Source organism: Tolypothrix sp. FACHB-123 (assembly GCF_014697075.1).
Lineage (GTDB): Bacteria > Cyanobacteriota > Cyanobacteriia > Cyanobacteriales > Nostocaceae > Aulosira.
Window position 1 is genome coordinate 105725 of record NZ_JACJRE010000021.1, and the last position, 22621, is coordinate 128345.

General features: G+C 42.0%; 24 protein-coding genes. 15 read left to right on the top strand and 9 right to left on the bottom strand.

Annotated elements, in window-relative coordinates:
* Positions 1 to 94 precede the first annotated feature (94 nt).
* From H6G41_RS15845 to H6G41_RS15880, 8 genes are all read left to right on the top strand, one after another.
* On the top strand, positions 95 to 340 hold the full coding sequence (locus H6G41_RS15845) for a hypothetical protein (protein WP_096646632.1): 246 nt from the start codon (positions 95 to 97) through the stop codon (positions 338 to 340).
* A 127-nt stretch (positions 341 to 467) separates the two neighbouring features.
* Positions 468 to 755 (top strand): pentapeptide repeat-containing protein, encoded by a 288-nt coding sequence (locus H6G41_RS15850; protein WP_190747143.1) that lies wholly within the window; start codon positions 468 to 470, stop codon positions 753 to 755.
* Positions 756 to 964: 209 nt separating this feature from the next.
* Positions 965 to 1450, top strand: coding sequence for an allophycocyanin (locus H6G41_RS15855; RefSeq protein WP_190747144.1), 486 nt, complete (start codon positions 965 to 967; stop codon positions 1448 to 1450).
* A 493-nt stretch (positions 1451 to 1943) separates the two neighbouring features.
* On the top strand, positions 1944 to 2345 hold the full coding sequence (locus tag H6G41_RS15860) for a fasciclin domain-containing protein (protein WP_190624240.1): 402 nt from the start codon (positions 1944 to 1946) through the stop codon (positions 2343 to 2345).
* Positions 2346 to 2639: 294 nt separating this feature from the next.
* On the top strand, positions 2640 to 3155 hold the full coding sequence (locus H6G41_RS15865; RefSeq protein WP_190747145.1) for a response regulator: 516 nt from the start codon (positions 2640 to 2642) through the stop codon (positions 3153 to 3155).
* 138 nt (positions 3156 to 3293) lie between these two features.
* Positions 3294 to 4253 (top strand): orange carotenoid-binding protein, encoded by a 960-nt coding sequence (locus tag H6G41_RS15870; RefSeq protein WP_190747146.1) that lies wholly within the window; start codon positions 3294 to 3296, stop codon positions 4251 to 4253.
* A 352-nt stretch (positions 4254 to 4605) separates the two neighbouring features.
* Entirely contained in the window at positions 4606 to 5034 is a 429-nt protein-coding gene (psb34, locus tag H6G41_RS15875; RefSeq protein ID WP_190747147.1) for a photosystem II assembly protein Psb34, read from the top strand.
* Between the two features lie 746 nt (positions 5035 to 5780).
* Complete coding sequence (locus tag H6G41_RS15880) at positions 5781 to 6125, top strand: hypothetical protein (RefSeq protein WP_190747148.1); 345 nt, start codon at positions 5781 to 5783, stop codon at positions 6123 to 6125.
* 182 nt (positions 6126 to 6307) lie between these two features.
* Here H6G41_RS15880 and rpsU read toward each other — a convergent pair whose 3' ends face one another.
* The 4 genes from rpsU to H6G41_RS15900 all read right to left on the bottom strand — a co-directional run bounded on the left by rpsU (position 6308) and on the right by H6G41_RS15900 (position 8441).
* Entirely contained in the window at positions 6308 to 6496 is a 189-nt protein-coding gene (rpsU, locus tag H6G41_RS15885) for a 30S ribosomal protein S21 (protein ID WP_096683615.1), read from the bottom strand.
* Between the two features lie 71 nt (positions 6497 to 6567).
* Positions 6568 to 6876, bottom strand: a complete 309-nt coding sequence (locus tag H6G41_RS15890; protein WP_190747149.1) for an RNA-binding protein — start codon at positions 6874 to 6876, stop codon at positions 6568 to 6570.
* Between the two features lie 194 nt (positions 6877 to 7070).
* On the bottom strand, positions 7071 to 7280 hold the full coding sequence (locus tag H6G41_RS15895) for a hypothetical protein (RefSeq protein ID WP_190747150.1): 210 nt from the start codon (positions 7278 to 7280) through the stop codon (positions 7071 to 7073).
* Between the two features lie 57 nt (positions 7281 to 7337).
* Positions 7338 to 8441 (bottom strand): sensor histidine kinase KdpD, encoded by a 1104-nt coding sequence (locus H6G41_RS15900; protein ID WP_242037945.1) that lies wholly within the window; start codon positions 8439 to 8441, stop codon positions 7338 to 7340.
* 341 nt (positions 8442 to 8782) lie between these two features.
* On the opposite strand from H6G41_RS15900, the gene kdpA reads away from it, so the two are divergent.
* Positions 8783 to 10525: a potassium-transporting ATPase subunit KdpA gene (gene kdpA / locus H6G41_RS15905; protein ID WP_190747152.1), complete on the top strand. Its 1743-nt coding sequence runs from the start codon at positions 8783 to 8785 to the stop codon at positions 10523 to 10525.
* On the opposite strand, the gene H6G41_RS15910 is transcribed toward kdpA, so the two are convergent.
* Complete coding sequence (locus tag H6G41_RS15910; RefSeq protein ID WP_190747153.1) at positions 10475 to 10837, bottom strand: hypothetical protein; 363 nt, start codon at positions 10835 to 10837, stop codon at positions 10475 to 10477. The two genes, kdpA and H6G41_RS15910, sit on opposite strands and share 51 nt — an antisense overlap.
* Before the next feature lie 84 nt (positions 10838 to 10921).
* Between H6G41_RS15910 and kdpB the strand changes: the two genes are divergently transcribed.
* The 4 genes from kdpB to ggt all read left to right on the top strand — a co-directional run bounded on the left by kdpB (position 10922) and on the right by ggt (position 16057).
* Positions 10922 to 13069: a potassium-transporting ATPase subunit KdpB gene (gene kdpB / locus H6G41_RS15915; RefSeq protein WP_190747154.1), complete on the top strand. Its 2148-nt coding sequence runs from the start codon at positions 10922 to 10924 to the stop codon at positions 13067 to 13069.
* Positions 13070 to 13322: 253 nt separating this feature from the next.
* On the top strand, positions 13323 to 13577 hold the full coding sequence (locus H6G41_RS15920) for a potassium-transporting ATPase subunit F (protein WP_190747155.1): 255 nt from the start codon (positions 13323 to 13325) through the stop codon (positions 13575 to 13577).
* Complete coding sequence (gene kdpC / locus H6G41_RS15925; RefSeq protein WP_190747156.1) at positions 13577 to 14197, top strand: K(+)-transporting ATPase subunit C; 621 nt, start codon at positions 13577 to 13579, stop codon at positions 14195 to 14197. The genes H6G41_RS15920 and kdpC overlap by 1 nt, the downstream gene beginning before the upstream one ends.
* 30 nt (positions 14198 to 14227) lie before the next feature.
* Positions 14228 to 16057, top strand: coding sequence for a gamma-glutamyltransferase (gene ggt, locus H6G41_RS15930; protein ID WP_190747157.1), 1830 nt, complete (start codon positions 14228 to 14230; stop codon positions 16055 to 16057).
* Between the two features lie 45 nt (positions 16058 to 16102).
* Here the strand turns inward: ggt and H6G41_RS15935 are convergent, their stop codons facing one another.
* Both H6G41_RS15935 and H6G41_RS15940 read right to left on the bottom strand, forming a co-directional pair.
* Complete coding sequence (locus H6G41_RS15935) at positions 16103 to 16363, bottom strand: hypothetical protein (RefSeq protein WP_190747158.1); 261 nt, start codon at positions 16361 to 16363, stop codon at positions 16103 to 16105.
* 405 nt (positions 16364 to 16768) lie between these two features.
* On the bottom strand, positions 16769 to 17362 hold the full coding sequence (locus H6G41_RS15940) for a DUF1802 family protein (protein ID WP_190747159.1): 594 nt from the start codon (positions 17360 to 17362) through the stop codon (positions 16769 to 16771).
* A gap of 85 nt (positions 17363 to 17447) precedes the next feature.
* On the opposite strand from H6G41_RS15940, the gene H6G41_RS15945 reads away from it, so the two are divergent.
* Positions 17448 to 18407 (top strand): aldo/keto reductase, encoded by a 960-nt coding sequence (locus H6G41_RS15945; RefSeq protein ID WP_190747160.1) that lies wholly within the window; start codon positions 17448 to 17450, stop codon positions 18405 to 18407.
* A gap of 745 nt (positions 18408 to 19152) precedes the next feature.
* Here H6G41_RS15945 and H6G41_RS15950 read toward each other — a convergent pair.
* Both H6G41_RS15950 and H6G41_RS15955 read right to left on the bottom strand, forming a co-directional pair.
* On the bottom strand, positions 19153 to 19848 hold the full coding sequence (locus H6G41_RS15950; RefSeq protein ID WP_190747161.1) for a pentapeptide repeat-containing protein: 696 nt from the start codon (positions 19846 to 19848) through the stop codon (positions 19153 to 19155).
* A gap of 131 nt (positions 19849 to 19979) precedes the next feature.
* A complete protein-coding gene (locus H6G41_RS15955; RefSeq protein ID WP_190747162.1) occupies positions 19980 to 20171 on the bottom strand; it encodes a hypothetical protein in 192 nt (63 codons plus the stop codon).
* 469 nt (positions 20172 to 20640) lie between these two features.
* Between H6G41_RS15955 and ade the strand changes: the two genes are divergently transcribed.
* Positions 20641 to 22275, top strand: coding sequence for an adenine deaminase (gene ade / locus H6G41_RS15960; RefSeq protein ID WP_190747163.1), 1635 nt, complete (start codon positions 20641 to 20643; stop codon positions 22273 to 22275).
* The last annotated feature ends 346 nt before the right edge of the window (positions 22276 to 22621 follow it).

Below are 22621 nucleotides of genomic sequence, written 5' to 3' on the forward strand. Positions count from 1 at the left end.
TGAGCTATCCTGCCACACAGAGGTGTTAATTTCCGCATCTAAGCTAAATTGCCTTAGTGTTGATCGACTAAAGCTATCAGGAGTTTAGGCAACAATGTATAAACCAATCCTAGAAAAAGACGGGACTAAATTTGAGGGTGGAATTACTCTACAGTGGTATGTGGCAGTACATTCCCACCCTTTAAATCAAAGAAATTATTCTTACGCGATCGCTATCGATAACGTATTCGAGCGCAACCCATCCCCCATTGCAGACTTTGACTCCTGCTTGTTTGGTTGTTATGAAACAGCCTATCAAGCACTGAATGCCGCAGTTGAGGAAGCAAATAAGATCGTGTAACTGTTTTTGCTACACAACCTAACAAGATGCGATCGCAAAGAGTAAACTGCTGCTGCCACAATGATACATTGTGAGTTATAATGGAAATATAAACAGCGACAACGCTACAAGTTGCGAGGCAACCAATATGGATGCCAAGGAAGTTTTAAGACGATATGCTGCCGGAGAAAGAAATTTTAGACAAGCAGACTGGAGAGGAATAAATTTAGCTAAAGCAATTTTGAGTGGTGTAGATCTGACTGGGGCACATTTGCATAATGCAGACTTGAGCAACTCAGATTTAAGCAGTGCTAATCTCAACTGGGCTGGACTAAAAGGAGCCAATTTCAGAGGTGCTAATCTCCGGGGAGCAAAAATGCCTGATGGCAGAACACACAACGACCTCTTAGAGTCTGCCAATTATTTCTCTAGCTAAGACTGGACAATAAATTTGCTATTGGTGAGCAGTGCCTTGAGATTAACGGTACTGCTCATCGCTAGATATTAAAGATGATTTTTCATGTCGTAGTTAACTAAATAAACCAAGAAATAGAACAGCGCCAAGTCATGCTTGAGGACAACGGATGTAGTTCATTGCAGCAGTTCTCAATATACGCCTAATTTAAATCTTTCAGGAGTTTGTAAATGAGTATTATTACCAAGATGATTCTAAATGCAGATGCAGAGGTTCGCTATCTCACTCCTGGAGAATTAGACCAGATTAATATCTTTGTTAAGAGCAGTCAGCGCCGTTTGCACCTTGTAGAAGCTTTAACTCAAAGTCGCGCAACTATTGTTAAGCAAGCTGGAAAGGACATATTTCAGAGGTTTCCACGCCTTGTTGCTCCAGGTGGCAATGCCTATGGCGAAAATATGACTGCCACCTGCTTGCGGGATATGGATTACTATCTACGGTTGATTACTTACAGCGTAGCGGCTGGAGATACTACGCCAATTCAAGAGATCGGGATTGTTGGTGTGCGGCAAATGTACAGATCTCTCGGCACCCCAATTGATGCGGTTGCTGAAAGTGTCCGTGCAATGAAAAACATCACTATCTCAATGTTATCTGCAGAAGATGCAAGCGAAGTTGGTACTTACTTCGACTACCTAATTACTAATCTCCAATAGGCGTCCCTGAAAAAGGGGCTAAGATTCTTTTTAATTCCCCCTTTTTCAGGCTACGGTGTACACACGGGTGCTGTGGTTTTATCCCCCTAAATCCTCCTTCAAAAAGCAGAGCTGTTTCATTCCCTAAAAGGACTGAAACAGCTTTGCCTTAAAAAAGGGGGTAGGGGGATAAATCAGTGTTAAAATACAGCCAAAAACTTTTCAAACAACCTCTAAAAATATTTGATATATCACCTGAGATTTGAAAAACATCCTCTTAAATTGGGAAATTTTATTAAAAAAATTTATTTGGGATTTTAGCGATAAATATTTTGTATTTACTAAAGCATAATTTGACAGAATATATTTTAAATTTATTTCAAATTAATTGTGACTTTTTACTACAAATCAGACAAATTATACGCTATTCAAACAGTTGCTTAAACATGATTTATGACAACAGGGTGTCATACTAAACCTTGTACACAGATTTCACGCTCCCCAGGTAAAACACATGGCTGATATTGTTGATACTGCTATTAATGCTGGTTCTTTCAGTACCCTAGTAGCTGCGGTCAAAGCTGCTGGTCTAGTAGATACTCTTAAAGGAACTGGGCCATTCACCGTCTTTGCACCCACAGATGAAGCGTTTGCCAAGCTTGCTAAAGGTACAGTAGACGCATTGCTTCAAGACATTCCCAAGCTCAAAAAAATCCTGACCTATCATGTTGTTTCCGGCAAAGTGATGGCGGCGGATGTGGTGAAGCTGAAATCAGCTAAAACCGTTGAAGGTGAAGATGTGAAAATTGACGCTTCTAAAGGTGTCAAGATAAACAATGCCACAGTCACAACACCAGATGTTGCTGCTGATAATGGTGTAATCCACATCATTGATACAGTGTTAATTCCTGCATAAGCAACCGCTTAAATAGGAAATAGTATTTATAGGGCGGTGACTATTTCTATTTATAGTCACCGCCCTATTATTGTCTGGATATTTTTTAGTAAAAGAATCTTGAAATAATTAATCTCTAAAACTTTTTTTACTTTTCATGTTGAAGTTAACCAAATAACCCCGGAAATCAAACAGCAACTTGTCATGCTGTAAGAGACAGGATGCTATATTCTTGCTCTCTAACAGTTCACTCCTTTAAGGAATTACTGAGGATTTTTAGCACTCGTTGCACATGAAATCTCAATTGGTGTAGCTATGTATCCAAGTAATAGATTTCTTAATAATCTTTCATCCCTCCAAGGGCTGCAAGTACTCATCGTAGACAATAATGTCGATTGCTGCGATTTGATAACGATCCTGCTGCAACTCTATGGTGTTGAGGTACAACAAGCGTTTTCAGCCCCGCAAGCTCTGGAGATATTTGAGCAATGGCAACCTTATATAGTCGTGAGTGACATTAGCTTGCCCAAGGAAGATGGCTATGCCCTGATTCAAAAAGTCAAAAGCAAAGCGAAAGAGCGAGGGCAAGTAGTGTTAGCCATTGCTGTGACAGGCTACGCCGATGAAAAGATGTGTGAACGGGCTTTGTCTGGTGGGTTTGACCTATGGTTTACCAAACCCTTAGATATTGATGAATTCGTCGCTGTGCTTGCCTGTTTAGCTGTTTGCCAACAGTCATCATATGCGATCGCGCAACGGATTTTGGATCATGTTCCTAAATATGGTGATTTAAGTCTTGAACAGCAGTTAGAAGCGTCAGTTTCAAGCTAGTCAATCACAAGAATATCTCACAACCAAACATGAAAATCTATCTTTCCTATGCCCAATGCCCAATGCCCATTTCAAGCTAGTATCACCATTTTTGAAACACTATCAATTAATGTAATTTCGTTCTGGAGATTTTAAAAAATGTCGTTTACTATCGAGTCTGCACGCTCCATTTTTCCAGCAACTCAAGTTGCTAATGCAATTCCAGCTACAGTTGAATCATGCAACCAACTCAGTGCTGAGGATCAGTTGGCTTTACTTTGGTTTGCCTATACCGAGATGGGAGTTACAATTACTCCTGCTGCTATGGGAGCAGCCAATATGGTCTTCGCAGAAAAAACCCTGACTCAAATCAAGCAGATGCCTGCTAGAGAGCAAACGCAAGTTATGTGCGATCTAGTTAATCATAGTGATACTCCCATCTGCCGTACATATTCATCTTTCGGCACAAATATCAAGTTGGGCTTCTGGTATCAGTTAGGTGAGTGGATGAAACAAGGAATCGTTGCTCCCATTCCAGAAAGTTATGAACTGTCTCCACAGGCATCTGATGTCCTCCAAGCTATCCGTCAACTTGAAGGGGGTCAACAACTCACCGTATTACAAAATATTGTCGTCAATATGGGGTATGCCCCAACGGTTAACACCCAAAAAGTCAAAGAACCTGTGGTTCCACCTAAAGATATCGCACCCAGAGCTAAGGTTAGCATTGAGGGCATCAACAACTTGATAGTCCTAAGCTATATGGAGAATATGAACGCCTTTGACTTCCAAGGGGCTGTGGCTTTATTTGCTGAAAATGCTGCCCTGCAACCCCCTTTCCAAGAACCGATTGTGGGTCGAGAGAAGATCCTCGCCTATATGCGGGAAGAATGCTACGGACTCAAGCTCATGCCAGAGCGGGGGGTATCTGAACCAGCAGAAGGAGAATTTACCCAGATTCAAGTGACGGGTAAAGTGCAAACTCCCTGGTTTGGTGACAGTGTTGGCATAAATCTGGCATGGCGGTTCTTGCTCAATCCGCAAGGCAAGATTTTCTTTGTGGCAATTGATATGCTGGCATCTCCCCAGGAACTACTTAATATGGGCTTTAGCCAGTAAAACAGGTTTGGGGTAGGCAGTATCTAGGTGGATCTAGAGGAGTAGTGTTGGTAAATTAGAAAGGGGCTATTTAGGTAGCGAGCAACTCATTTACAAGGGCATAACCCTTTTAACCCCTGAAACACGGGGGTTTCTTTGTTTTTATCAAGCAAGCTCAATTATTAGCAATACTATTCGTTAAAGATTGATAGACAAGACCCTGTATTTAGTTGCAACACAGTTTTTGGAACTTTTACAAAGGTAAAGATATTTTTGGCCAAAATAAAAGGATAGAAATCATATCATAAGTATTTTAATTTTGTAAATATTTTGTTATAATAATTACATATAAGTTAAACACGAGGTCACGCCCATGCGCTACACCGATAGAGAAGGGACGACCCTCAACCTTGATGATTGTATGACTGCTGACAGCTTCTTTATGGAAGCGGAGGTTTACATCTGCGAGCCATTGGAAATGCATTTCAATAAGCAAGGAGATTTAAAAGCAGGAAAGAAACCGAACAAAGCGATCGCCCATCTTCCTAGTGATGGTAGTGAACTGATCCCCGCTGAAGTTCAAGCGCGTACACACAGAGAAGGCAGTCAATTACTGAATGTACCCGTCGCAACTGGCTACACAGTAGATGATGAGGGAATGATCAATAATTACACAATTCAGCCTGCTATGTCCTTGGCAGAGTATCCCTCAACCGAACAGCAACAGCGCTACATCTTCCAAGGGGTAGTAGCTATCGTGTTTATTGCTCTGACACTGCTAACTGCATTGGCTGTCAGCTAGGTTTAACAATAGCGAGTGGTTCATCTCATTAATTTTGATGAGTGATGAGCTACAATATCCCGGACTTCTTCCAGAAGCCTGGGATCTTACCACCACTAACGACTCAGAACACATGGGATGAACCACTAGTTAAAGTTGTTGCCCAACAATTGGATGCGAATTTGGGGGCATAATACAGCGTTATTCTGAGCGTTTTTTCTGAGTTATGTTAACAAAAAAATGTGATGAATATAGTTTTTTCAAATAAAATTACTAGCTTATCTTTATCGCTAATTTGTGTTGCTTACGCTTTCTTTGGTTGGTATCTCTAGAACTTCTAAAATTAATTTAATTAATATATTTTAAATTAAATCTTCTTGGTTTTGATGATAACCATAAATGCTTATTTTTTTACTGAAATCACAATTTTACAATCATAAATCAAAGATAAGGAAGACAAAAATGCTAGCTTTATCCACTAATCTGAGTCAATTACTGACTCTTAATATAACTGATAACAGCCAAAGAAATACAACTACATATACCTGGAACTCTCTATGGAGTCACCATAGTTGCCCTTGCTGTTCATATTGTTTACTCCGTCATATAAGTAATAGTGGTATTTACTGGCGTTGTAGCCATTGTTATCAAGAAATGCCAGTTTGGGACATATCTAACTACAGAACTAGCTACTCTAGCTTCCTGCCTCTACAAGATTTTCCAGCCAAACATTCATATTAAAATCTCATAACTTAGCCAGAAAACTAATGCTCGACCTTAACATGTTAACTGAATTCTCAAGCACTTACTGCATTGGCATTTGTGCTTTTCTAATTCCAGCCAACCTGCTTGCTACCTCATTGACAATAACTTTTACACTATTGCATCGTCCGGCTGTTCAGGTCTGGCAAGCTGCTGGAATTGCCAGTATCTTTGCTCTATTCATGATACTGCATGTACTTGCTTGGTTAATGATTGGAGTAGTTATGGCTCCTACATATATTTTGTTGGGTTTGGCAAGCATTTGTTTATTAGCCAATTTAGGGGCAATTCTTAGACATAGACGCTTTGTGAGAGCTTGTAATTACAATACATTTTATACCGATATTTAAAGATACTAAATTCTAGTAATTTAAGTTAATCAGCTTGTATTTTACTCTCCAGCGTGTTGATATATATAGTTTTGAACCAAATAAGAACTATCACTGCTTAATTTTTGCTTACTGCTGCTAAATTCCATAAAGAAAACCCTCATAGACACTATGAGGGCATTAATGAAAATCTATTTCAGTTCTTAAGTGCGGAAACGTCTTTTACCTTGCTTTTGTAAAGCTTGTTTTTTACGCTTGGATTTTTCAATAGGTGTTTCAAAGTGACGGTGCTTTCTCATGTCTTGAAAAATTCCCGCTTTGGAAACTTCTCGTTTAAATCGGCGTAACGCTGACTCAAGGTGTTCGTTTTCACCCACTATAATTTGGGTCATCTTCTCTCCTAATAAATTGACTTCATCAATGGACTAAAAATTCGCTCTCTGTTTCAATACGGTTTCAAATCTTAGTAGCGTCCGCGTCCACCGCCGCCACCATATCCGCCCCGGTTGCCACCAGATGAACCTCTGTCTTCTTTGGGCTTGGCTTTATTAACTTTCAGGTCACGGCCCATCCATTCAGCACCATCAAGGGCTTCAATGGCAGCTGCTTCTTCAGCATCTGTGCCCATTTCCACGAAAGCGAAGCCTCTGGGACGGCCCGTTTCCCGGTCTGTGGGTACTTGAACCCGCTTTACAGTACCATATTCAGCAAAAATACCTCTTATGTCATCTTCTGTAACTTGATAAGAGAGATTACCTACATAAATTGACATCGATTTTCTCCAAAATTATCAGCGTGTAGAGATTTAAATTTCGGAGAGAAGCCTGTGAATACTAAAAACAAACACTGTCACCGAATTAACTCTCATTGTTTAGAATGACATAGAAACCGACTTTATGCATCCAGTAAATGGTTAATAGTTGGTTAATCAGTGATGTGATGATGAGGATGTATCGCCTCAGTAGGCTATTCATCGTGATGAAATAAGCATTGGTGTGCCCAAAAATTCCATTTAGGATAGTGTAGACCGAGTTGTGCCCAGGGAGGCGATCGCTCCTTTATTGGTAAGCTTGGGGCAAATTGCCTCGGCATTGGGCATGGGGCATTGGGCATGGGGCATTGGGCATTGGGCATTGGGCATTGGGCATGGGGCACTTGTAGTGAGCGTGGGGGCATTGGGCATTTGTCTTCCTTGTCTTCCTTCCCTAGTCCCTAGTCCCTGTCCCCTAGCCCCTAAATTGGATAAACAGGTAATTTGAAAGCAAACATCGCACCAGTGGGGAGTCTGTTTTCTGCCCAAATTATACCGCCGTGGGCTGTAATAATTTGACGAGATAGATAAAGCCCCAAGCCTGAACCTTTGGCTTGGCGTAGGCAAAGCCCGCCGAAGGCATCACTATGTCCTTGGTAAAATCGTTCAAATAGATGAGATAACTCTGCTGTTTCAATTCCTGCGCCTGTATCGAGGATTTTCACGACTTGGTAATTAGTTTGCGGTTCTAAAACTACTTCCACTCTTCCCCCGCGCCGGGAATGATTTATTGCATTGACTAATAGATTGTTAAATACTCGCTGTAGTTGCAAAGCATCACCTTGAACCCATAAGGCGCTTCGCCAATCGGAATCGCCATAACTCACGGCTAAATGAACGCGACGGTTGGCGGCTAATTCAATTAAACTGCTAGCGGCATCTTCTGCTAAGTTGGTTAAATCTACAGGGGCTAAGTTTAGTTTTAAACCTTCAGTATCGTTGCGATAGATATCTAATAAAGTTTCTAACAGTTGTAAGGAAGTTTGATGGCTGCGCGCCATTGTCGCTAAAACTTGTTGCTGGGTGGATGATACAGAGCCAAATTTTTCTTGTTGAAAGGCTTTGATGGTTTCAATTGCACCTAACAATGGCGTTTTTAAATCATGGGTGATTGTGGAAGCAAAATCTTCGCGGACTTTGACTAATTCTGCTTGCGATTGTAATTTAGCACGAGCGATCGCGATCGCTTCTTGAGAACGACGCAGGCGATCGCTTAATATACCTGTGACAATTAAAGCCATAACTGCGATCGCGCGACTAGCAATAGTCGATGCTTTTATTGTTTCATTTCCTGGCAGAAAAATATTTAAAACCGTGAAGCAGACAGCAATTAATGTGGCGTAAAAGGTAGCCATTCTGCCAAACCAGGAATTAGCTAATAGTATCGGCCCTGTATATAAATATCCAAATACATATTCAGTTGGGGTAGAAAACTCCATAAATATGACAGTCAAAAATAGCCCCAAGATGGCTGTAAACCTACTAGCTTGATTGTTATTGGGCATTGGGCATTGGGCATTGGGCATTGGGCATTGGGCATTGGGCATTGGGGATCGGCACATCAATATATTCTAGAGGGCATGGCAGTGCCATGCCCCTACCATTTGTCACATTCTTTTTTCAAATTTGTAAATCATTGTTAATCTTGGTGTTTAGGTAATTATCTAAACGCTCTAAACGCTAGATATAGAAATAATAAACGCTTGATTATATCTAAAATAAACCTGTTTTTATATCTTAAATATATTGAATATGTGACTCAATTAATTGATGATGAAATTAAATAAATACTGTAGGGGCAAGGCAGTGCCTTGCCCTTATATATATACCTCCTTTGTCTGACAATCACCAATTGAGATAACTCATCATGTTACAAGGATGGATACAAATAGGATTAACGCTACTAATTGTCGCGGCGATAACTCCTATTTTTGGTAGATATATAGCGCGGGTTTTCTTAGAACAGCGAACTTGGCTCGATTCAATTCTCAATCCAGTTGAAGGATTGCTTTATTCTTTAGTTGGCGTTCCCACTAAAGAAAATATGACAGGTTGGCAGTACGCCAGAGCTATTTTGTATAGCAATATAGTGATGGGGTTGCTGATATTTTTCATTCTGATTAATCAAGGATGGCTACCCCTGAACCCAACTAAGATTGGTGCGCCAACTTGGGACACAGCATTACACACAACTATATCTTTTATTACTAATACCAACCAGCAACATTATTCCGGGGAAACTTACCTCAGCTATGGTAGCCAAATTTGGGGGCTGGGTTATCACATGTTCACCTCGGCGGCGACTGGGTTGGCGGTGGGGATTGCTTTTATTCGCGGATTGACTGGTAGACCTTTAGGTAATTTCTATGTAGATTTAATTCGGGCAATTACGCGGATTTTATTACCTATTTGTCTTGTCGGCGCTATTGTTTTGATGGCGGCTGGTGTACCGGAAACTTTAGCGGGGCCTGTTGTTTTCCCTACTTTAGAAGATTCTAATATTAATCAGGCGATCGCACGCGGCCCGGTTGCCCATTTTGAAATCATCAAACAATTAGGAGAAAACGGCGGCGGCTTTTTCGCTATCAATTCCGCCCATCCCTTTGAAAATCCCAACCCATTGACAAACTTAATTGAGATTGTGGCGATGTTATCTATCCCCACATCGCTGATTTATACATACGGTTTGTTTGCCAATAATACTAAACAAGCTTGGTTAGTCTACGGGATGGTAAGCGTACTTTTCCTCATATTCGTGATTGTTAACGCCGTTGGGGAATATAACGGAAATTCCGCAGTCAATGCGATTTTAGGCAGTACACAACCGAATTTAGAAGGCAAGGAAGTTAGATTTGGTTGGGCGCAGTCGGCATTATTTGCCACAGCCACCACAGGAACCATGACTGGTGCTGTTAATAGTATGCATGATTCCTTTATGCCTAACGGCGGTTTTGTCACCCTGTCAAATATGTTTCTGCAAATCATTTGGGGTGGACAAGGTACGGGAACAGCTTACTTATTTGCCTACTTAATTTTGGCAGTATTTGCTACAGGTTTGATGGTAGGGCGCACGCCAGAATTTCTCGGACGCAAAATCGAAAAGCGCGAGGTAGTGCTGGCGAGTTTTTTGATTTTGTTAGTTCATCCCATCGCCATTATGATTCCTGCGGGTATCACCTTAGCCTTTCCCGAACAACTGACAGGAATTAGTAACCCCGGTTTTCACGGTTTCGCCCAAGTTATTTATGAATACGCCTCGGCGGCGGCTAATAATGGTTCGGGATTGGAAGGTTTAGGCGATTCCCAACCATCACCCATAGCGATTGCTACAGGTGCAAAAACCACCGTCACCGCTTTGTGGTGGAACCTCAGTACATGCTTCAGTTTGCTTGCTGGGCGCTACATCCCCATTATTGGTTTGCTGTTGCTTGCAGATAGTCTATCTCGCAAACAACAAGTTCCTTTCAACGTCGGCACATTGCGCACCGACACCGGATTATTTACAGGCGTCACCGCCGGCGTAATTTTAATTCTCGGCGCGCTGACATTCTTCCCCGTTCTAGCATTCGGCCCCATTGGTGAAGCATTTTATCTGGGGATTGGGCATTAGGTATTGGGCATTGGGCATTGAAGGTGCAAGTTTCGAGTTTAAAGCCGCAACGTTCAAGCTTAAAGCTGCAAATTCCGACATCAAAGCCGCAAATTCCAGCATCAAACCTGCAACGTTCATGTTCAAAACCTCAACGTTCATGTTCAAAACCTCAACGTTCTTGTTCAAAACTGCAACGTTCTTGTTCAAAGCCTCAACGTTCTTGTTCAAAACTGCAACGTTCTTGTTCAAAACTACAACGTTCTTGTTCAAAACTACAACGTTTAAGCTCAAAGCCTCAACCGTCACCCTCAAAGCCTCAACAAACATCATAAATTCACCACGCCTTATGCCCCAATCACCGCTTCCTTGTCCCCCTTGTCTCCCTTGTCCCCCTTGTCTCCCACACTCCCCCCTATGAACCCCAACACCCACCCATCCCCCCGCCTGCCTCGCGTTCCCCAAGGGACTCGCGACTCCCGCAGACACACCCCGAAAGCAGATATGCGGGGACTTTATCAAAGAGCAATCAAAGAGTCATTTGTCAAGCTCCATCCCCGCATTGCTGTCAAGAATCCTGTGATGTTTGTCGTCTGGGTGGGAACAATTGTGACATTTCTTGTCACTCTCAACCCCAATTTATTCGGTACATTACAGGCGGATGTCAACCAACAACGGTTGTTAAATGGATTAATTACCTTAATTCTGTTTTTCACAGTTGTCTTTGCTAACTTTGCCGAAGCAGTCGCCGAAGGCAGAGGAAAAGCTCAAGCAGATTCTTTAAGGTCTACACGTTCCGATGCGATCGCGCGGAAAATTCTCCCCGATGGTACAATCGTGCAAGTTAATTCCACAGAATTGCGCCGCAACGATTTAGTCAAAGTCATCGCCAACGATATGATTCCGGCAGATGGCGAAGTTATTCAAGGTATCGGTTCGGTAGATGAATCGGCAATTACAGGAGAATCTGCGCCTGTACTCAAGCAACCAGGTACAGATATTGCTAGTTCTGTCACCGGGGGAACACGCTTACTCTCCGATGAATTAACAATACGCATTACTGCCGACCCCGGTCAAGGTTTTATCGACCGGATGATATCTCTAGTAGAAGGCGCAGAAAGAACCAAAACACCAAACGAAATCGCCCTCACCGTATTATTAGCCGTTCTCACCCAAGTCTTTTTAATTGTCGTGGCAACCATGCCACCCTTTGTCAATTACATCGCCAACTTTATCACGATTGTCTTTGGCGCGGAAGCCGGCATCAGTTTACGTGCAGGTGCTAGCGTTGCGATTTTAATTTCCCTGTTGGTAGCTTTAATACCCACCACCATCGGTGGTTTACTCAGTGCAATTGGCATTGCTGGCATGGATAGAGTCGCCCAATTTAACGTCATTGCCACATCCGGCAGAGCAGTAGAAGCTTGCGGTGACATCAACACCTTAGTGCTAGATAAAACAGGTACAATCACCTTGGGAAACCGCATGGCTGATGAATTTATCCCAGTTAATAGTTACACCGTTGCAGATGTCGCCAGAGTTGCCTTAGCTGCTAGTATATTTGATGAAACACCAGAAGGCAGGTCAATTGTCAAACTAGCCGAAAATGCCGGAATAGTAGTAGATTTCGACAGTAAACAAGCCGAAGGTGTAGAATTTTCCGCCAAAACCCGCATGAGTGGGACGAATTTACCCAATGGTAAACAAGTGCGTAAAGGTGCAGTCGATGCCATTAAAGGTTTTGTGCGTTCTCGCGGTGGTAGAATTCCCGATGATGTCGATGCAGCTTATGAGCGAGTTTCCCGATTAGGCGGTACACCCTTAGCCGTGTGTCAAGATGACCAAATTTTCGGCGTTATCTATCTCAAAGATATTGTAAAACCAGGTTTACGGGAAAGATTCGACCAACTGCGCCGCATGGGTGTACGCACCATCATGTTAACCGGCGATAATCGCATCACCGCAAGTGTGATTGCTCAAGAAGCAGGCGTTGATGACTTCATCGCCGAAGCCACACCAGAAGATAAAATCAGCGTCATTCGCTCTGAACAATCCCAAGGTAAACTAGTCGCCATGACAGGCGATGGTACCAACGACGCACCCGCATTAGCTCAAGCCAACGTCGGTGTAGCCATGAACTCCGGTACTCAAGCCGCCAAAGAAGCTGCTAACATGGTGGACTTAGATTCAGATCCCACCAAGTTAATTGATTTGGTAACTATTGGCAAACAATTGCTGATTACCCGTGGTGCATTAACCACCTTTTCTATTGCGAATGATATCGCCAAATACTTTGCTATTATCCCCACAATCTTTGCCGCCGCCGGAATTGGTGCATTAAATATTATGGGGTTGAAAAGTGCGCAATCGGCAATTATTTCGGCGTTGATTTATAACGCTTTGATTATTCCTGTATTGATTCCCTTAGCACTTAAAGGGGTGAAGTTTCGTCCATTAACGGTGGATCAATTATTGAAACGCAACATATTTATCTATGGTGTAGGCGGTATTATTGCACCTTTTATTGCCATCAAATTTATTGATGTAATTCTCCCCTTCTCTTAAATTCTTCTTGGCGCTCTTGGCGTCTTGGCGGTTAATTAAAAAAAGAATCTCACGCAGAGGCGCAGAGACGCAGAGAGAATCAAAAGTAATTTCTCATACCAATTATCTCAACTTCGGCAATAAATTCAAATTCTCATTTCTCTGTGTTCTCTGTGTCTCTGCGGTTCATTTCTTAAAAATTAATTGTGACATATCAATTGTCGCACAGGGCGGGGAGACCCCGCCCCTACGATGACGTTCTTTTTATTGATTTATGAAAACTCAAAACTCTTATACCCAACTAATTGAAGATATTGCTGCAATATTCTCAGATTGGCGTCAACAAAAACTGCCTTTATCCCTATTCTTAGGAATGTGCTTTAACCTAATAATTGCGCCTGTCGTATATGCAGCCACCGACGAACAATTTTCACGCACACAAGCCTGGGCTTTAGGATTATTAGGATTAGCAACCTTAAGCCTTTCCATCTATTTATTTTTTGTCATGTTTGTACCGGAGAAATTCTAATGAGTTTAGCAACAGAAGCTAGCAGAGCAATTCGTTCTACCCTTGTATTGTGGATTATTAGCGCCATTATCTACCCCTTTATGATGATCGCAATTGGGCAGATTGTCTTTCCCGCTCAAGCCAATGGTAGTTTAATTAAAGATAGCCAAGGTCAGATTATCGGTTCTAGTTTAATTGGTCAACCCTTTAAGAGCGATCGCTATTTTAACTCTCGTCCCAGCACCACCAGCTACAGCACCGCCAATCCTCAACAAGATGACGCGAAAATTCTCCAAACTGGGGTTTCTGGTGCTAGTAATCTCGCTCCCAGCAATTCAGCCTTACTAGAACGCATCAAAGGTAAAGATGGCGATTTCACCCGACTCCAAACCGCAGGGATACAACCCACCGCAGATTTAGTTTACACCTCTGGTTCTAGTCTTGACCCCCACATTACCCCAGCAGCCGCCAAAGCGCAAATTTCCCGCATCGCCAAAGCGCGAGGAATTTCACCCCAACAGTTAGAAACTTTGATTCAGCAACACACTGACAGTCGCTTTTTGGGTATATTTGGCGAACCTGGGGTGAATGTCTTGCAATTAAATCTCGCTTTAGATGCATTAAAATCTGCAAGCAAGTGATTAAAAGCCAAATCAATCCCAATTACCGGAATGAGCATTATTACTAAATATAGACGAGTGGCGTTCCCCAAAGGGGTTGCCGTAGGCATCGCTATTTTTTCTTTAAGCGTTCTCCTGCATAACCAAGTTGTATCAGCTGCCTTGACTATACCTGTACGCAGCAAAAAAGGGATGGTGGTATCAGCACATCCCTTAGCTAGTGAAGCGGGTATATCTATATTACGTAAGAGTGGTAACGCAGTTGATGCCGCAGTCGCCACAACTTTTGCAATTTCTGTGGTAGAACCTTTTTCGGCGGGAATTGGCGGTGGTGGGTTTTTGTTGATGTATTCGCAAAAAACTGGCGAGATGAAGGCGCTGGATTTTCGGGAACGCGCACCACTCAAGGCTACCAGAAATATGTACTTAGATGCACAAGGTAAAGTACGTCCCAATGCAAGTGTAAATGGTTATTTAGCTGTAGCTACGCCGGGAACAGTGGCGGGGATGTATGAAGTGCATCGTCGTTATGGTAAATTGCCTTGGCGGGATTTAGTACAACCGGCGATCGCACTGGCTAAAAATGGCTTCACTCTCAATCGTGTAGTCACCTACCGTTCTTTACCAGCTTACGAGGATCGCAAACCAGTAGTTCTCAGCAATCCAGCAGCGCGGGAAATTTTCACTCGCAATGGGGAATATTACCAACCAGGAGAAAAACTAGTGCAACGCGATTTAGCTAAGACACTAGAAGCGATCGCCCAGAATCCCCAAAGTTTTTATACCGGAAACATTGCCCAAGCGATCGCCGCAGATATGGTAAAAAACGGCGGTTTAATTACTCTGTCCGATTTAAAAGCTTACAAACCAATCTGGCGTACTCCTATTTGTAGCGATTTTCGTCAAGCTAAAATCTGCTCTATGCCACCACCTTCATCGGGAGGGGTACACCTATTGCAGATTTTAAACATCATTGGGGACACCGATTTAAAATCTTGGGGATGGCATCACCCTGATAGTTTACATTTAATCGCAGAGGCGATGAAGATTGCATACAGCGATCGCTCAAAGTATTTAGGCGATCCCGATTTTGTGAAAGTGCCGACAATGCAACTAATTAGCCAAGCTTATGCTAAATTGCGCCGTCAACAAATCAATATGGAACGAGCTAAACCTTCCACAGAGGTGAAGCCAGGGCTAGAAACAATTCAAAATTTTACCCTGAGCGTAGCCGAAGGAGCAAAATTTTACCCTGAGGATAATCCAAAATCCAAAATCCAAAATCTAAAATTCCCTGAGTCTCCCGAAACCAGCCATTTGACAGTTGTCGATGGGCAGCACAATGCCGTAAGTTTGACTTTTACAATTAACCTTGGTTTTGGTGCTGGTGTGGTGACACCAGGAACAGGAATTGTGCTGAACAACGAAATGGATGATTTTGCTGCTGCACCGGGAATACCTAACTATTTTGGTTTAGTTGGTACTGAAGCGAATGCGATCGCTCCTCGGAAAACGCCTCTATCCAGCATGACACCGACAATTGTCACCGAAAACGGTCACTTACGTATGGTAGTGGGTGCCCCTGGCGGAAGTACAATTATCACCCAAGTTTTACAAGTTATTCTCAACGTTTTAGTATATGGCATGGATGCTGGGGCAGCGGTTTCTGCGCCACGCATACATCACCAGTGGCTTCCCGATGAGTTGCGAGTTGAACCTTGGGGTTTGGATGCTGTCACTTTACAACAGTTGCGTCGCCGGGGACACAACATCAAGGAGACGACTCCTTGGGGAAATGCAAATGCGATCGTTGTGACAGCAGATAAGACTTTAGAGGGAGCAGCCGATCCTCGGGGCGAAGGTTCCCCAATCGGTTTTTGAACTATTTATAATTTAAGCCCACAGTAGGATTAAATGACTGTGTACTTATTGATTTTGAATTATTGAGTCTGAAAAATTGTTGACAAATTCATTGGCACGAGAGCTAGGAACCAGAGTCCAGCCTGCTTTTAGTAATTTTTGATAAGTTGCCCAACCTTTCGATCCACCTGGTATTTTATAATCAGGAACTGCATATTCTCTACAAGCTGTATAGGGACGCCACGGTTGGCCGGGTGCAGTCTGCAAATGCAAAACTTTCTCCCCATCATTACCTAAACCAGATAACCAGCACATTTGTCGCTGCATGGTAAACTCCTTTGCTTTAAGCATATGTTGCATATTGGCACATTTTTGTCAATACCCGCATCACCCTTGTGGGATAATTTTTGTTACCTATTTGAGTTCACTTTCAAATCTCGTACTGCTTGAGAGCAGATAATTACCCACGAACATTTCACCTCACGGACTCCGGCCGGAGGGTAAAAACAATAGAGTCAACCAACCTACACGCCTCTCCCTTGATTGAGAGTGAAGTTTTTTTTAATAGTACTTGCGGATTTGGCAAGTGTATGTATCAGTGGTTACTATTTTAGTACAGGCTCAGCAGTAAATCATTTGTTTTTTTGGTTACATTGTTTTGAAATACTTATACCACTGACTTTTGCCGCTATTGAGAGTGTAAATTTGGCTAAGGTTTGATGAATTTCGTCTTTAGAAGGAAGGAATATACAAGCGATCGCCTACAAGATCGCGAATTTGGCTGACTAATTGCTGATAGCGAGAATCAGACAAAACTGGTTCAGCGTTTTGTACATCAATTGCTTGCGCTAAATCGATCCAAGATTTGCAACCACCGTATTGAGCAAGGTAAGGAATTTCTGAGACTTGTGCTAATTTATAAGTCCGCAAGAGCAAAATATATAGTGGTTGACGAGCTTTCCATTTTAAGCGATCGCTAATAAAATGCTCATTCCAAATGTGGAACGGAAGCAAGCTGTTAACTATTGACTCATCACTCACAGGTAAAATATCCGTAATTTCTGCCCAACTACCGATACGTACCGTTTCTGGATGCCAACCTGATGTCACTGGACATACACCATCAGCATACTCAGGTTTGAGTAAAAAAGCTTGTTGATGCTCAAATGTCGGGTAAAGTAAAACTTGCTCGTGAGTAACTTGGAATCGGCCATTTTGCTCCTTGATACCACCTTTACGCAGCAACATAATAGTATTGCCATTTTCTAAAGCCTCAATAGCAATTGCCCATTCCTTGATTGCATGGAAATTTATGCTTAAATTCATTGATATATACTTTAACTCTGATTTATTTTCTCCCTCATACCGCTACAGTAGAAAACTATCCAGGGAGATGAAAGAGGAAATAACTATGGAAAAGCGAACACTGGGAAAATCAGATGTGCAAATCACACCTATTTTGATGGGAACATGGCAAGCTGGTAAAAAAATGTGGGTAGGAATTGAGGATGCAGACTCAATTAAAACAATTCGCGCCGCAGTTGAGGCTGGAATTACCACAATTGACACTGCTGAGGTTTATGGTGATGGACATTCTGAGCAGATTGTTACTGAAGCTTTATCAGATGTCAGAGAGCAAGTGCAGTATGCGACAAAAGTTTTTGCTAACCATCTCAAGTATCAGCAAGTTATAGATGCTTGTGAGCGTTCGTTAAAAAATCTCAAAACCGATTATATCGACCTTTATCAAATTCATTGGCCGTCTGGTGCTTTTAATAGTGAAATTGTCCCCATTGAAGAAACAATGAAAGCTTTAAATCTCCTAAAAGAGCAAGGTAAAATTCGCGCTATTGGTGTTTCTAATTTTTCTCGCGAGCAATTAGCCGAAGCATCGCAGTATGGCAGGATTGATAGTTTACAACCACCTTATTCTCTATTTTGGCGACAGATAGAAAAAGATTTAACACCTTATTGTGTAGAAAATCAAATTTCCATTCTGGCTTATTCACCCTTAGCCCAAGGATTATTAACAGGTAAATTTCCTCGCGGAACTAAATTCGAGCAGGGAGATAATCGCGCCGATAATAAGCTATTTCAAGGGGAAAACTTTGAACGCGCTCAACAAGCTTTAGATAAATTGCGCCCCATCGCCGAGAAACACAATGCCAGTTTAGCCCAGTTAGCCCTAGCCTGGTTAATTGCCCAACCCCAAGCAAATGCGATCGCCGGTGCGCGTTACCCCCAACAAGCCAAAGACAACGCCCTAGCCGCACAAGTCCAACTTTCGCCCCTTGAAATTGCAAATATTGATGCTATAGGTAGAATAGTTACCGATCGCTTAGATGACAGCACAGTCATGTGGAACTGGTAAGTAACTGGTAAGCGATCGCAAATCATCCCAAATTGGACACTGAGCGAAGTCGAGTTGGACACTGAGCGAAGTCGAAGTGTCCCCCCACCTTACATCCCAGTTACTCTTGTGTAGACAATTCAAGCAGCATTACACAATTAAACAAAATATCAACTTTAGTAAACAAACAGTTGCAGCTAATTGTCTTAGTGCTAAATTAATATTCATAGGACACCAAGAAAAAACCAAAGGGCAAATGACAAGGTGTCTCCCGTCAGTAGCCCAGCAAGTTTCAGCATATTAATGATTAAGTGGCGTAAATCTTGGATAACAAGGCATAGCCAAATCCCAAAGCGGAAAAACAAAAAATGCTGAAGTTGTTAGTTGTTATGTCCACCCTAGTTGTTGACTGCTTCAATTACTTAACAAGTTTAACGATTTGAAAACTGTGAATTCGAGAAAACCTGGTCGCCCTTGACCAGGTTTTTGAATTTGATAGGTGCAATTTTCATCAGCGATAATCTTCAAGTTGCTTGCAGTTAAATAGTGATGTTATCCAGTAGGGAATATAGTTTTCCCTGATAATTATCATTTGAAATAATTTCAATTTAAAAAAAGAATGTGACAGATTTTAGGAGCATGGCAATGTCATCTTCTATAGAATATATTGATGTGTTGTCAACATTATTTAAATTAGTATAAGGCATAATACACCTTGTATATAAGCAAAAATTTCCACAGTATTATTAACAACGACAAAGCATATTCACTGTTTTGCAAAAGCTAACTCACTTTCAATGATCTTGGCACCTTTTAAATTAGCCCCACTCAAATTACAAGAATGAAAATTTGCCCCTCTTAAATCTGCTAAATATAGATTAGCTCCTGTAAAATCGGCACCAGTGAGGTTAGCTTCTGTAAAATTGGCATTGCTTAAGTTAGCTCCCTGGAGTGAAGCTTCTTGTAAATTTGCTCCTGTGAAATTTGCCCTGATTAGGGATGCTTTATTGAGGTCAGATTTACTTAAATTAGCTTGGCTGAAGTCTGCTGCTGTTAAATTAGCTTGGCTTAAGTTAGCTTGACTTAAATTTGCAAAATTTAGCTTGGCATAGCTGATATTAATTCCCAGCAGTTTCACTGATGTAAGTACTGCACACCGCAAATTAACATTAACAAAATTTCTTTCGCCAATCGCGTAACGGCGTAAAATTTCATCTGTTGTGACTCTGTTTAAAACAGCTTGTGATGCGCCTTGATAACACCATTGTGCTTCTAAGAGTTTGGCAGCAGTGCTAACAGCTATCTCATCACATTGAGCTACTATCACACCGTTACAGCCATCCCATTTACCATTAAGCATTAGAGCTATTTCATTAGCTGTAGAAATGGAGTCAAATAGTAAAACAGATTCTTGATGCGGTTTAAACCGATTATTCCAAACTGTGGCGATAATATTTGTCATTTTGAGAATTTTTCTGATTTTAAGTGACCAAGGGCTGCACAAAACCTACAAAACTGATGCAGCTTTGTACAGCGCCCAGTCACTCAGTAATTAGATTTGCTTCAACTACAAATCTCTGTTAGAAGTAAATTCTACACAGATGAATCTGAACGTTCTATTTGCTGCCGAATGGTATCAATAGAAGCATTAATACCAGCTAGTCTGGTTTCTAAATCATCGCGTATCCAAGTCAAGAATTTTAATTTCCGCTCTAAGCTAGCTTTGTGCGAAATGGGTTCGCTTCCACAACAGGGATTACCCCAGAAAGGAAACATAGGAAACATAGTTAACCTCTGTCTTTAGCTGTTTTAACAGTGCAATTGATTGCCTAACTATATTCTGACTAAATAGCAATGAGCTTGGGGTGAGTAATAACCGACCATTCTTGTACGCACTTAGCGATCGCTATATCAAAGTCGTCTTAATCTAAGTTTTGCCAATTTGGCATTACAAGTCTGTATTTTGCAGTTTAAATAAGATTATCAACAAAAGGCAACAGCCAAAAATCGCCAGTTGTTGACTGAAAACTGTAGAATTACTCCGCAAACAACCTACAGTTATTCGGTCATCGCTTCACTACAACTGGCTAGTAATTTACCAGAAAACACATAGTCAATGGGCGTTCATCGTTCTCAGCTTGAAATTGGGATCAGTTTTTAAGTAAAAAATTAGGCGCAATACTGAGCAATTTATATTATCGAAGCATAAGATGGAATTAGAGAATGCGATCGCTTTTACCTTAGGAGGTGGGCGATGTCTAGCTTGAGCATTTCTGGCAATATTGTAGATGTTCTCCATAAAACTATCTTTCCGGGAACAATCTACATTGAAGAAGGACGCATTCAATCAATTGGGCGTCACGATGGGCAAGAATACAACCAATATATTCTCCCAGGTTTTATTGATGCCCATGTTCACATTGAAAGTTCGATGCTTGTACCATCGGAATTTGCCCGCCTGGCAACAGTACATGGTACAGTAGCGACAGTTTCCGATCCTCACGAAATAGCCAATATTTTGGGTATTCCTGGTGTCCGCTTCATGCTGGCAAATGCTGCACAAACACCATTTAGCATTGCTTTTGGTGCGCCATCTTGCGTTCCTGCTACCCAGTTTGAAACCGCAGGTGCAGAAATCACCGCCGCAGAAATTCGCCAACTTCTGCAAGAGGATGGACTTTCTTACCTCAGCGAAATGATGAATTTCCCTGGTGTAATGCAAAGAGATTCGCAGGTAATGGCAAAAATCCAAATTGCTGCGGAACTAGGAGTTCCTATTGATGGACATGCACCGGGATTGTCTGGTGAGGCGGCGCAAAGTTATGCTGCTGCTAAGATTACCACTGACCATGAATGCTATACCTTAGCAGAAGCCTTAGATAAATTAGCTGCGGGAATGAAAATTTTGATTCGTGAAGGTTCCGCAGCCAAAAATTACCTGGCGCTACACAGTTTAATTGATTCCCATCCCTATCAATGTATGTTCTGTAGCGATGACAAGCATCCTGATGATTTGGTGCGGGGACATATCAATCAACTGGTGCGCAGGTCGGTAAAATTAGGTCACGACTTAATGAATGTGTTGCAAATCGCTTGTGTGAACCCGGTGTTACACTACAATCTCAACGTTGGATTACTGCAAGTAGGCGATGCAGCCGATTTAATTGTGGTGAATAATCTCCAAGAATTTACCGTACAATCTACCTATTGCAAAGGCGTATTGGTAGCAAAAGCAGGTAAAGCACTGTTACCTTCTGTGGCGGTGACACCAATTAACCGCTTTATGACGCAGCCAAAGCAAGTAGAAGATTTTTGCTTACCTGCAAAAGGTACAACTGTGCGGGTAATTGAGGTGTTTGACGGACAGTTAATTACAAAAGAACAACATTTACCAGCGCTGATTGCTAGCGATCGCGTTATTGCTGACTTAGAGCATGATATTTTGAAACTGGTAGTAGTTAATCGCTATCAAAATTTACCACCCGCGATCGCACTTATCAAAAATTTTAGCTTGCAACGGGGAGCGATCGCTTCTAGTATTGCTCACGATTCCCATAATATTATTGCAGTCGGTACCAGCGATGAAGAAATCTGCAATGCTGTCAATGCAGTGATTGCGGCGCAAGGCGGTATTGCTGTGGCAGAAAACAGTCATGTTGAAGTACTAGCCTTACCCGTAGCTGGGCTGATGAGTATCGCAGACGGCTATGAAGTTGCAAAGCGGTATGCTGAACTAGATACTTGGGTAAAACGCCTCGGTTGTAAACTTTCAGCACCGTTTATGACCCTTGCATTTATGGCGCTGCTAGTAATTCCAGAGTTAAAATTGAGCGATAAAGGATTATTTAATAGTCAAGATTTTCAATTAGTACCATTGTGGATTGACTAACAGTTATAAGACTTAGCCTCATTAGCCCACGAAGGTGGGCTTTGTTTTTGTAGCCCCAGGCTTCCAGCCTGAGGGCGTTAATATATAGGTTCACAGAGAATTGGTATAACACCTATAACAAACCCAAATCCTGTAAACTGCGGCGTGTAATCTCAATCCTTAATGGTGCTGCTTCTGGCTTTTTCAGATTAATATTAAGTAAGTCGGCGGGAAAATTCCTAAGTATGTAACGAAAGCTTAACCAAAGGTATTAGAGTTAAACTTAATACGTTGTGTACTGTAGCTTCCTTTTTCCCCTCTAGCTTGAACACCATCAATTACGGCATAGGCAAGTTCTAGCTCGTCG

What these genes read in the sequence shown, in the direction of transcription:
- H6G41_RS15935 (WP_190747158.1), bottom strand. Translation starts at nt 16,363, where the DNA reads ATGCAGCGACAAATGTGCTGGTTATCTGGTTTAGGTAATGATGGGGAG.
- H6G41_RS15845 (WP_096646632.1), top strand. Translation starts at nt 95, where the DNA reads ATGTATAAACCAATCCTAGAAAAAGACGGGACTAAATTTGAGGGTGGA.
- H6G41_RS15910 (WP_190747153.1), bottom strand. Translation starts at nt 10,837, where the DNA reads ATGATGTTTGTTGAGGCTTTGAGGGTGACGGTTGAGGCTTTGAGCTTA.
- H6G41_RS15895 (WP_190747150.1), bottom strand. Translation starts at nt 7,280, where the DNA reads ATGCCCCCACGCTCACTACAAGTGCCCCATGCCCAATGCCCAATGCCC.
- H6G41_RS15865 (WP_190747145.1), top strand. Translation starts at nt 2,640, where the DNA reads ATGTATCCAAGTAATAGATTTCTTAATAATCTTTCATCCCTCCAAGGG.
- H6G41_RS15945 (WP_190747160.1), top strand. Translation starts at nt 17,448, where the DNA reads ATGGAAAAGCGAACACTGGGAAAATCAGATGTGCAAATCACACCTATT.
- kdpB (WP_190747154.1), top strand. Translation starts at nt 10,922, where the DNA reads ATGAACCCCAACACCCACCCATCCCCCCGCCTGCCTCGCGTTCCCCAA.
- psb34 (WP_190747147.1), top strand. Translation starts at nt 4,606, where the DNA reads ATGCGCTACACCGATAGAGAAGGGACGACCCTCAACCTTGATGATTGT.
- H6G41_RS15860 (WP_190624240.1), top strand. Translation starts at nt 1,944, where the DNA reads ATGGCTGATATTGTTGATACTGCTATTAATGCTGGTTCTTTCAGTACC.
- rpsU (WP_096683615.1), bottom strand. Translation starts at nt 6,496, where the DNA reads ATGACCCAAATTATAGTGGGTGAAAACGAACACCTTGAGTCAGCGTTA.
- H6G41_RS15950 (WP_190747161.1), bottom strand. Translation starts at nt 19,848, where the DNA reads ATGACAAATATTATCGCCACAGTTTGGAATAATCGGTTTAAACCGCAT.
- H6G41_RS15870 (WP_190747146.1), top strand. Translation starts at nt 3,294, where the DNA reads ATGTCGTTTACTATCGAGTCTGCACGCTCCATTTTTCCAGCAACTCAA.
- H6G41_RS15900 (WP_242037945.1), bottom strand. Translation starts at nt 8,441, where the DNA reads ATGCCCAATGCCCAATGCCCAATGCCCAATAACAATCAAGCTAGTAGG.
- kdpA (WP_190747152.1), top strand. Translation starts at nt 8,783, where the DNA reads ATGTTACAAGGATGGATACAAATAGGATTAACGCTACTAATTGTCGCG.
- H6G41_RS15880 (WP_190747148.1), top strand. Translation starts at nt 5,781, where the DNA reads ATGCTCGACCTTAACATGTTAACTGAATTCTCAAGCACTTACTGCATT.
- ggt (WP_190747157.1), top strand. Translation starts at nt 14,228, where the DNA reads ATGAGCATTATTACTAAATATAGACGAGTGGCGTTCCCCAAAGGGGTT.
- H6G41_RS15855 (WP_190747144.1), top strand. Translation starts at nt 965, where the DNA reads ATGAGTATTATTACCAAGATGATTCTAAATGCAGATGCAGAGGTTCGC.
- kdpC (WP_190747156.1), top strand. Translation starts at nt 13,577, where the DNA reads ATGAGTTTAGCAACAGAAGCTAGCAGAGCAATTCGTTCTACCCTTGTA.
- H6G41_RS15850 (WP_190747143.1), top strand. Translation starts at nt 468, where the DNA reads ATGGATGCCAAGGAAGTTTTAAGACGATATGCTGCCGGAGAAAGAAAT.
- ade (WP_190747163.1), top strand. Translation starts at nt 20,641, where the DNA reads ATGTCTAGCTTGAGCATTTCTGGCAATATTGTAGATGTTCTCCATAAA.
- H6G41_RS15940 (WP_190747159.1), bottom strand. Translation starts at nt 17,362, where the DNA reads ATGAATTTAAGCATAAATTTCCATGCAATCAAGGAATGGGCAATTGCT.
- H6G41_RS15890 (WP_190747149.1), bottom strand. Translation starts at nt 6,876, where the DNA reads ATGTCAATTTATGTAGGTAATCTCTCTTATCAAGTTACAGAAGATGAC.
- H6G41_RS15955 (WP_190747162.1), bottom strand. Translation starts at nt 20,171, where the DNA reads ATGTTTCCTATGTTTCCTTTCTGGGGTAATCCCTGTTGTGGAAGCGAA.
- H6G41_RS15920 (WP_190747155.1), top strand. Translation starts at nt 13,323, where the DNA reads ATGAAAACTCAAAACTCTTATACCCAACTAATTGAAGATATTGCTGCA.